Here is an 8827-nt window from a genome sequence, read left to right on the forward strand (position 1 = left end):
ACACGCATGGATGTTACAACACGTTGAAAGTATTCGTTCAGTGGATGACTACGTTGTCGAAATTCAATTACATACGGAAAATCGAATGTTTTTACATATGCTAAGTGCAGAACAGTGTTCTATCGTGAATAAAGATGAAGCAGGAGAGCTAATTGGAACAGGGCCTTTTCAATTATATAAAAGTAATGAAAATTTGTTCATTTTAGAAGGTCATCCTTTATATTTTCGTGAAAGACCTTTTTTAGATCGTGTTGAGTTGTGGAATGTAGAACAAGGTGTAAGTACATACGATGTTTTAGTAAAGGCGCAGTATAAAGATAAAGAAAAACATAATAAAGAATTGTCTCGGCTTGAGTCGAACGTGACATATATAACATGTAATCATACGAAAGAAGGACCAATGCAAGATGAGTTATTTCGGAAAGCATTATATAAAATCATTCATGGTTATACAATCGTTCAAGAACTCGGCGGAGAACGTGGAGAAGTGGCACAGAAACTAATATTAGCAGGTGAAAGCATTGTAGAGATTGAGGAAGATGTAGAAAGTTTAATTAAAAGGAGTACTTATCATAATGAAGTGCTACAACTCTACACATTTACAGGACGAGATCATGTTGAAGATGCACAATGGATACAAAAAGAGTGTGTGAAGTACGGGATTCGTGTAGAAAATAATTTTCTTGACATAGAAGAGCTATTGGAAGTAAGTACGATACAAAAGGCCGATATGATGCATGATAGTGCCACAATAAGTGAACGAATAGAAGATAGTCTATTATATATGTTTCTTACAAAAAATAGTTTTATTCATGGACAAAGCAGCATGGACTTTCATGAAAAGTTGTCTCCTTATTTTAAACAAGAAGAATTAGAGAAAAGAGTTACACTGTTACGCGATATTGAGGATACTTTGTTACGTCAAATTCATATTATTCCTTTATATCGTAATAAACAAGAGGTAAGTACACATGAAAAAGTCCAAAATATAATGATTAATTCACAAGGTTGGATTGATTTTTATAATATTTGGTTTAAATCTTGATATATAAGGGCTTTTGCGCATTTTCATAAGATGTGTAAGAGCCTTTTTTTGTATGTGGGAATAGGTTTGTTTTACAAATTGTTACCCTACTTGTGATAAAAGTCTATTTACAGCGTAACAGTGTTATGTTACATTGTTATCAGGAAGGGGTGTTATACAGTTGAGTACAGATTTAATTTCAAAAAAAGATTTATTAGAACTAACTGGTATTTCATACGGACAGTTATATAGGTGGAAGAGAAAAAATTTAATACCGGAAGATTGGTTTGTACGAAAGTCAACATTCACGGGTCAAGAGACATTTTTTCCGAAAGAAAAGATATTAGAGCGCATCGATAAGATCCAAACGATGAAAGAGGATTTATCACTTGATGAACTAGCGAATATGTTTTCACCGAGTGTGAGAGAAATTCTTTTAACAAAGGAAGACATTTTACGTAAGGAGATTGCATCAGAACCAGTTTTACAATTTTTCATAGAACAAACGAATAAAACAGCAGAGTTTCAATTTGTAGATATTCTTTATGTGTACATGTTAGAAGAATTACTACAATCGGGAGAGATTAGTTTAGAAGAAGGAAAAATGGTCTTGCAAGTTTTACGTGAAAATTATGAAACAATTAAACATAAAACTTGTGATTTAATCGTTGTCCGAAAATTAGGGATTTCTACATGTTTATTAGTTTCAAACGTGGACGATTTAATTTTTGAAAAAGGCACTAAAATCGTTTTACGCGAAGCGATTATGAAATATACCGAAGCATTAAAAACTAAATTGTTGTAGTGGAGGAGAAAGTATGCGTACAGATAATTTGATTATAAATGGTTACGGTTCATCCAATGGCGGCGAGTTTCATAAAGTACAATTAAACGGAAAAGGAACTGTGAATGGAAATGTTGAATGTGAGCAATTTGAATGTAACGGTTACGGTGCAGTTACTGGCGATTTGAAAAGTAGCAGTGCACGAATTAGCGGATCTGGTAAAGTCGATGGCACAGTTCATGCTGAAACGATGCGAATTGATGGGAAAGCAACAATTACGCAAGATGTAAAGGCAAACAGTTTGAAAATTGCAGGAAAAGGTACGATAGGTGGAAATGTCACTGGTGAAGAATTTAAGGTCAATGGTCAAGCTACAATTGACGGTAATTGTGAAGTGGATACTTTTTCTTCAGAAGGACAATTTACAATTGGCGGATTATTAAGCGCTGATGAAATAAATATTAATATTCACGGTACATGTCGAGCGAAAGAAATTGGTGGTCAAACGATTAAAGTAAAGCATAGACTAAGTACTTTTAGTAGGCTGTTTAAATCAGTATTTGGTATGCAATTAGAGGCTGAACTATTAGAAGGTGACAATATCGATATTGATTATGCTCACATAAGAACGGTAAGAGGAAATAATGTTACGGTAGGACCGAACTGTGAGATTGAACTAATCGAATATACGGGTGTTCTTACTGTTGATAAAAGCGCAAATGTAAAAGAAATTAAGCAGATTTAATGGAAGGGAGAAAATGATATGGAACATCAACACAGTCTTACTGTTAATGGTTCTGGTAGTTCAGCGGGCGGAGATTATAATAAAGTAAAGATTCGCGGTGAAGGAACGATTTCTAATGATATGAGCTGTAATGAATTTAAAACGTACGGCACGAGTGAAGTGTGCGGTAATATGAAAGTGAAAAGTTATGTCGTGTATGGAGATAGTGAAGTACAAGGAAATGTAGATGCGGAATCTGTAAAAGTATACGGAAATACACAAATGCATAGTGATGCTCATATTGAAAAAATAAAAGTAAGAGGTATGATAGAAGTTAAGGGGAAATTAACTGGTGATTTCGTAGATGTGAAAGGCGCTTTAAATGTAAAAGGAGATATTGAAGTTGAAGAACTATCACTAACTGGTGGCCTTGAAAGTGATGGATTACTTAATGCTGAAAATATTGAAATTTCACTTCGTTATGAAGGTAGCAAAGTAAGAGAAATTGGCGGTCAGAAGATTACCGTTCGTAAAAAAGCGAGATTTATTCCATTTACCAATCATGCTGGAAGCCTCCAAACGTCTATCATTGAAGGAGATGATATCTATTTAGAACATACGATTGCTGAAGTTGTAAGAGGAAACAACGTTACAATTGGTCCTGGATGTGAAATTAGTATTGTAGAATATCATACTAGTTTTAACCAAAAAAGTAATGCAGTCGTAAAAGAACATAAACAAATATAAGTAGTATGAGGGAGAGCAAGGTTATGGTTGAGAAGAATAATAAGCTCGGCTTTGTTGTAGCGGGCTTATTGCTAGGTATTTTAATGGCATCAATGGATAATACCATTGTCGTTACAGCGATGGGAACAATCGTTGGTAATTTAGGAGGCCTTGAAAACTTTGTATGGGTCGTTTCTGCCTATATGGTCGCAGAAATGGCAGGTATGCCGATATTCGGAAAACTATCAGATATGTATGGTAGAAAGAGGTTCTTTATTTTCGGTTTAATCGTCTTTATGATTGGTTCGGCACTTTGTGGTACTGCTGAAAATATTACACAGTTAGGGATTTATCGTGCCATTCAAGGTATTGGCGGCGGGGCATTAGTGCCGATCGCGTTTACTATCGTTTTTGATATTTTCCCTCCTGAAAAGCGTGGGAAAATGGGTGGTTTATTCGGAGCAGTATTTGGTTTATCAAGTATTTTTGGTCCGTTGCTTGGTGCGTATATTACAGATTACATAAGCTGGCACTGGGTATTTTATATTAACTTACCGCTTGGCGTTTTAGCACTTATTTTTATTACATTCTTTTATAAAGAGTCAAGAGTTCATAGAAAGCAAAAAATTGATTGGTTTGGCGCAATTACTTTAGTTGGAGCAGTAGTTTCTTTAATGTTTGCGCTTGAACTTGGCGGACAAAAGTATGATTGGGATTCTAACTTTATTTTAAGTTTATTTGGTGGATTCGCTATTTTAATTATTGCATTCATTTTTATTGAACGTAAAGTAGAAGAACCGATCATTTCATTTGAGATGTTTAAACAACGTTTGTTCGGAATGAGTACAATTATTGCTTTATGTTACGGAGCTGCGTTTATGTCAGCAACTGTATACATTCCATTATTCATTCAAGGTGTATACGGTGGCACTGCAACAAACTCGGGATTATTACTTTTACCAATGATGTTAGGCTCAGTCGTAACAGCGCAGTTAGGTGGGTTTTTAACGACAAAGCTTAGCTACCGAAACATTATGATCATTTCTGCGGTTATTATGCTAATTGGACTATTTTTATTAAGCACATTAACGCCAGAAACAAGTCGTGTATTATTAACAGTGTATATGATTATTATCGGATTTGGAGTCGGCTTCTCATTCTCTGTACTAAGTATGGCAGCTATTCACAACTTCGGTATGGAACAGCGCGGATCTGCGACTTCGACGAGTAATTTCATTCGTTCATTAGGTATGACACTTGGTATTACAATCTTCGGAATGATCCAAAGAACAGGTTTCCAAGATCAATTAGAAGAAGTATTTAAAGGCATGAGCGGGGGAATGAATACAAACACATTAGGGGATTCAAGAGCCATTTTATCAGAATCGGCAAGATCTCAAATCCCTCCGCAAATATTAGATAAGGTTATTGATGCTCTTTCTAGTTCAATTGTTCAAACATTCATGTGGGTATTGGTACCAGCTGGATTAGCATTCATATTCATTTTCTTTATGGGAAATGAGCGCATGGTAATTAAGAAAGAAAGAACAAACAAATAAAAAAAGTGAAACATCAAAAGCGTAATGAAAAAGCTCCTTTCCAATTGGAAAGGAGCTTTTTCGTATGTATGGTGTTAGATTAGCCTTCAATAATTTCGTATTCTTCGTCTGCAAGTAATAAAATTTGTGTTTTCTTACCTTTGTTTTGAACTTCAATTACATCGTAGGCACCTAAGTCTCTTACTTTGCTTTGAGAAGCGTTAACCATAACTTCCATAGAATCGATTAAGATATCTTCTTCAATGTATGATTCAGGCAATGCCATATCTTCAGTTTCTAATACACATGCATATAGATTTTGTAAGTTTTCAGCAGTTGGGTTTTGTTCCTCAACATCAATGATGTTTTTTACTGCTTCCATATTTTCTTCTTTTACTTGGTATACTTTAATTTTAGCCATTGTTTTAATCTCCTTTATAACGTAATCGTAGAGGCTACACTTCATTATAACGTTTTTTTCATGAAAGATGAAATTGTTATATGTATTTATAGTAAAAATTATGTGTTATTACTCATTATTGGTGTAATTCCCGTACTAATATTATGAATAGATAACGATATTCCTACGTTAAAGTTATATTGTCCAAGCTTTTTTGTTTTCCTTTCATATATATGTATTAGCTATTCTATATAGAGAAGGGATGGAGTGTAAGTGGATTGTGAGCCGAAACGTGATTGTGGGTGTTGCCAAAATAGTATATGTGAATTTTTACAAAGTCTAGAACCGTATACTAAAGTTGAAAGTATTGTAATAGTAGGAAACGAAATCGTTGTATCTTATTTTCTTTCATTTAATGCGATGAAAGGGATTGTATCATTCGTACAAGAAGACAGTGAGGTTATTTTTGTAGATTGCTCAAAAATTGATGTAATCCGAATAGGAAAAGTTTGTAGTTGCAAATCGAAAGTTAAATATATTGAAGAGGACTTTAGCTTGCTAGGAAATGTGTGCCCGCAATGTTTAACAGAGGGGAGTACAATCTTTTTTGATTTTCATAATCCAGAATTAAATTTATCTTTACAAGCGAAAACAATTGATGCACCTATATGTACTGAATTTACAGATGAACTTGGGAATGTAGTAAAGCAATTTGCAATTGTAGGTGAAGCGATTGTTTCTAAGGATTTTGTTCAAGTACCTGAACTGTTAGATTTTCGATTAGTTTTATCGGATACTGCTGCGAACCCTTTGAAGTTTGGAATGCTGTTCATTAATTTTCCTGATATTACATTCGTTATTCTTTTCGCATCTAGTGGATACTTAAACATTTCAAATTGTTTAAAGGTAGAGAGTGGAACTGGTAATATCGAAATAGAAGAGCTGAAAAAAATGATAAAGGATGACGTTAACACGTACAAGTCAGTTGTTAAATTGACTAAAGTATATAAAAATGGTGAAATGGAATCTTTTATTTCTAAGAAGGAGTTATAACGCATTTTTTGATAAATCCTCATACATTATGTTGAGGGTTTATACATACACGATGTATATTCTAAAGTTTAAAAAGTGAGATACTCTTTTTTTATTAGATGTTATAATAATTTTATATTTGTGAATGATTTATAATTATATAAAAATTTAGTTTAATAGGTGTTTTCTTATATGGTAAATGGTTGATTGAAAAATTATATAAGTTTATTCTAAAAGATTTAGAATAAGATTGATTTTATAGAAGGCGGGAATGTAAATGATACATGAAGCGAATATACATACAAGAAAAAAACTAGTTTCTATGTTTGATGATTTCAATAACGTTATTTTACTTTCTTATTTACAAGGGCATATGGGGACTGCTTGGGTAAATGATCTTGAAAATCCAACAGTAGCACAAGTTACGGTAGGAATTTTCACATTTTACGCTGGAGACCCAAATGTGCAAGAAACAGAAGAGTTATTACGTAACATTCCTGAAAGAATTTTAGTTATCGTAAATAGTGAAGAGTGGAAACAACGCTTAGAAACATTCCATGAAAGAAAAATAGATAAGTTTTTACGCTATAAGTTCAAACGAAATTCAGAAGGTTTTAATCGTTCAAAATTACAGTCTTTTATATCAATACTTCCAAAAGGATATGAGTTAAAAAGAATAGATGAGCATATCGCAAATAGCCCTACATTACATAAAATCTCTGAAGATTTTATAAGTCAATTTCAGTCGGTAGAAGATTATATAAACCGTGGTATAGGTTATAGCATTTTATATAACGGAGAAGTTGTATGTGGTGCATCCTCGTATAGTATTTATAATGATGGAATTGAAATTGAAGTTGCGACTGATCACAATCATAGAAGAAAAGGCTTGGCAACTGTAGTTAGTGCAGCTCTTATATTGGATTGCTTAGAAAATGGAAAGTATCCAAACTGGGACGCAGCGAATACTACATCTGCTAACCTAGCAGAAAAGTTAGGATATGTTTTTGATAAAGCGTATGATACTTATTTTGTGGATAATAGATGAGTGAAGGAAATTACATACTAAAAAATAAATACGCCCTAGTACGTAAGTCTAGGGCGCATTTATTAGTTGGTAAATATCTTCATAACAATCTTATCACATTTTATCTTTTGAATGTTTGGAATTAAAGATATTTATGTGACTTTTTGAAAAAATAAAAGAGCAGCTAGCAAAAGCTAACTGCTCCTCTCCAAGGGAGAATGGAGAAATACAATCATGTTACCTATAGTATTGACGGAACATTGAGTTTTAATCAGCCATTTATAAAAGGAGAGATAAAATATCTTTGATTAATCCTTAGGCTCCGATTAGGAGTACTGATAGAAAAACGATTGAGAATATACTTTTTATTATATTTACAATTTAAATAGTAGAACGTGTTTATCGTAGTTCTCCAAACACCAATTATATTTTTTTAGAATAATTGGATGGACTGCTTCTTTCGTAGTATCGACTTCAGTATAGCCATATTTCTTATAAAAGTTTTCTAATTCCTCAAAAGGAAGACAATATACATCTTGTATTTGTGATTTTTTTACAGTTTCTACTAAAAATGAAACAAGCTCACCAGCTAATTGTAGCCCTCTAAATTTAGGGAGAATAAAAATCCCGCCCATTTCTATAGTATCTGCATCTATTTGGACTAATCGTCCAACACCTGCATACTCGTTGTTATATGTAATAATTGCAACTTTATCTCTCTTTAAATCACTTCGTACAAATCCTATTGATTCATATTGATTATTAATCCATTTTAAATCGTTAGATGTAGCTAGTTGAATACTCATATACATGCTCCTTCCGAATACTAGCGCTCTCTTCATTATATAGAACATAAGATACTATATCAAAGGAACCTTGAGATAGCACATTTGTTTAAGTTATTAGTTAAAAGTGTGGGGTTGCTGGCATTGAAATGTAGGCTTCACCAAATATAGGATAATAATGTTGTGAATTTAGTGTTACATAGTCAAAATAAAAAATAGTTCATGTGTTCGATAACGCACGATTTTTTTAGTGTAGAGAAAATCATAGGGATATTTTAATTAGTAGCTACTGTATTCATTGAAGCTATTAAGGAAATGTGGTAATCGCCAGCCTTAGTGATACAAATCATATTAGGATTTAGTAAAAAAACTCTTCCTGAAAAAGAGGGAGATTAAAGATAAGAGCACTTCGAAAAGTGCCCTTCAGTAACGACTACTCATTCTAAAAATATTATATGAAGTTAAGTGTATTTAAGTATGGGTCTTTTATATAAATATGAAATAAAAGATGGTTGTCTTCTTGTTAGAAGGCTATTTTTTGTTATTACAAAAAAGAATTAGAAGTAAAATATAAATTCAAGTTACTTGTCCAAACAAATTATTAAAAAATACATAAAATGCTAGTAGTTAGCCAATATTTTAATATTGCTAATTTTTTAGTTTAAAAGGGGTGATTTTATGTGTGATTGTGAAGTTTGTAGACGAAAGAAAAACCGGGATCCATTAAATCGGGATTCTGAACGAAAAAAAGTGGATTCTGAGCCAATAAAAAAGGATTGTGAACCAA

Annotated in this window: 9 protein-coding genes and 1 pseudogene; 8 read left to right on the forward strand and 2 right to left on the reverse strand. The window is 33.0% G+C overall.

Going from position 1 to position 8827, the window contains the following annotated elements:
- The 5 genes from MR160_RS31790 to MR160_RS31810 all read left to right on the forward strand — a co-directional run.
- Window positions 1-1045 (forward strand): ABC transporter substrate-binding protein (locus MR160_RS31790; protein ID WP_242299057.1); only part of this gene is annotated, 1045 nt, incomplete at its 5' end.
- Window positions 1046-1205: 160 nt separating this feature from the next.
- Window positions 1206-1829, forward strand: a complete 624-nt coding sequence (locus MR160_RS31795; RefSeq protein WP_000102243.1) for a YhbD family protein — start codon at window positions 1206-1208, stop codon at window positions 1827-1829.
- 13 nt (window positions 1830-1842) lie between these two features.
- Window positions 1843-2553, forward strand: a complete 711-nt coding sequence (locus tag MR160_RS31800; RefSeq protein ID WP_001258382.1) for a bactofilin family protein — start codon at window positions 1843-1845, stop codon at window positions 2551-2553.
- Between the two features lie 18 nt (window positions 2554-2571).
- The gene (locus MR160_RS31805) at window positions 2572-3279 is read left to right on the forward strand and encodes a hypothetical protein (protein ID WP_000401028.1); all 708 of its coding nucleotides are present in this window, start codon (window positions 2572-2574) and stop codon (window positions 3277-3279) included.
- A gap of 23 nt (window positions 3280-3302) precedes the next feature.
- Window positions 3303-4817 (forward strand): MDR family MFS transporter, encoded by a 1515-nt coding sequence (locus tag MR160_RS31810; protein WP_242299058.1) that lies wholly within the window; start codon window positions 3303-3305, stop codon window positions 4815-4817.
- A 79-nt stretch (window positions 4818-4896) separates the two neighbouring features.
- Here MR160_RS31810 and MR160_RS31815 read toward each other — a convergent pair whose 3' ends face one another.
- Window positions 4897-5217, reverse strand: a complete 321-nt coding sequence (locus MR160_RS31815; RefSeq protein WP_001062742.1) for a hypothetical protein — start codon at window positions 5215-5217, stop codon at window positions 4897-4899.
- Window positions 5218-5469: 252 nt separating this feature from the next.
- Here MR160_RS31815 and MR160_RS31820 point away from each other — a divergent pair, with 252 nt between their 5' ends.
- Both MR160_RS31820 and MR160_RS31825 read left to right on the forward strand, forming a co-directional pair.
- Entirely contained in the window at window positions 5470-6249 is a 780-nt protein-coding gene (locus tag MR160_RS31820; RefSeq protein WP_000340384.1) for a BC_2878 family exosporium-associated protein, read from the forward strand.
- 256 nt (window positions 6250-6505) lie between these two features.
- On the forward strand, window positions 6506-7276 hold the full coding sequence (locus MR160_RS31825; protein WP_000581062.1) for a GNAT family N-acetyltransferase: 771 nt from the start codon (window positions 6506-6508) through the stop codon (window positions 7274-7276).
- 353 nt (window positions 7277-7629) lie between these two features.
- Here MR160_RS31825 and MR160_RS31830 read toward each other — a convergent pair whose 3' ends face one another.
- Window positions 7630-8061: a GNAT family N-acetyltransferase gene (locus MR160_RS31830; RefSeq protein ID WP_000027164.1), complete on the reverse strand. Its 432-nt coding sequence runs from the start codon at window positions 8059-8061 to the stop codon at window positions 7630-7632.
- 657 nt (window positions 8062-8718) lie between these two features.
- On the opposite strand from MR160_RS31830, the pseudogene MR160_RS31835 reads away from it, so the two are divergent.
- Window positions 8719-8827: pseudogene (locus MR160_RS31835) on the forward strand (spore coat protein); the annotation flags it as partial.

The organism is Bacillus cereus group sp. BfR-BA-01382 (assembly GCF_022663475.1).
Taxonomy (GTDB): Bacteria; Bacillota; Bacilli; order Bacillales; family Bacillaceae_G; genus Bacillus_A; species Bacillus_A thuringiensis_S.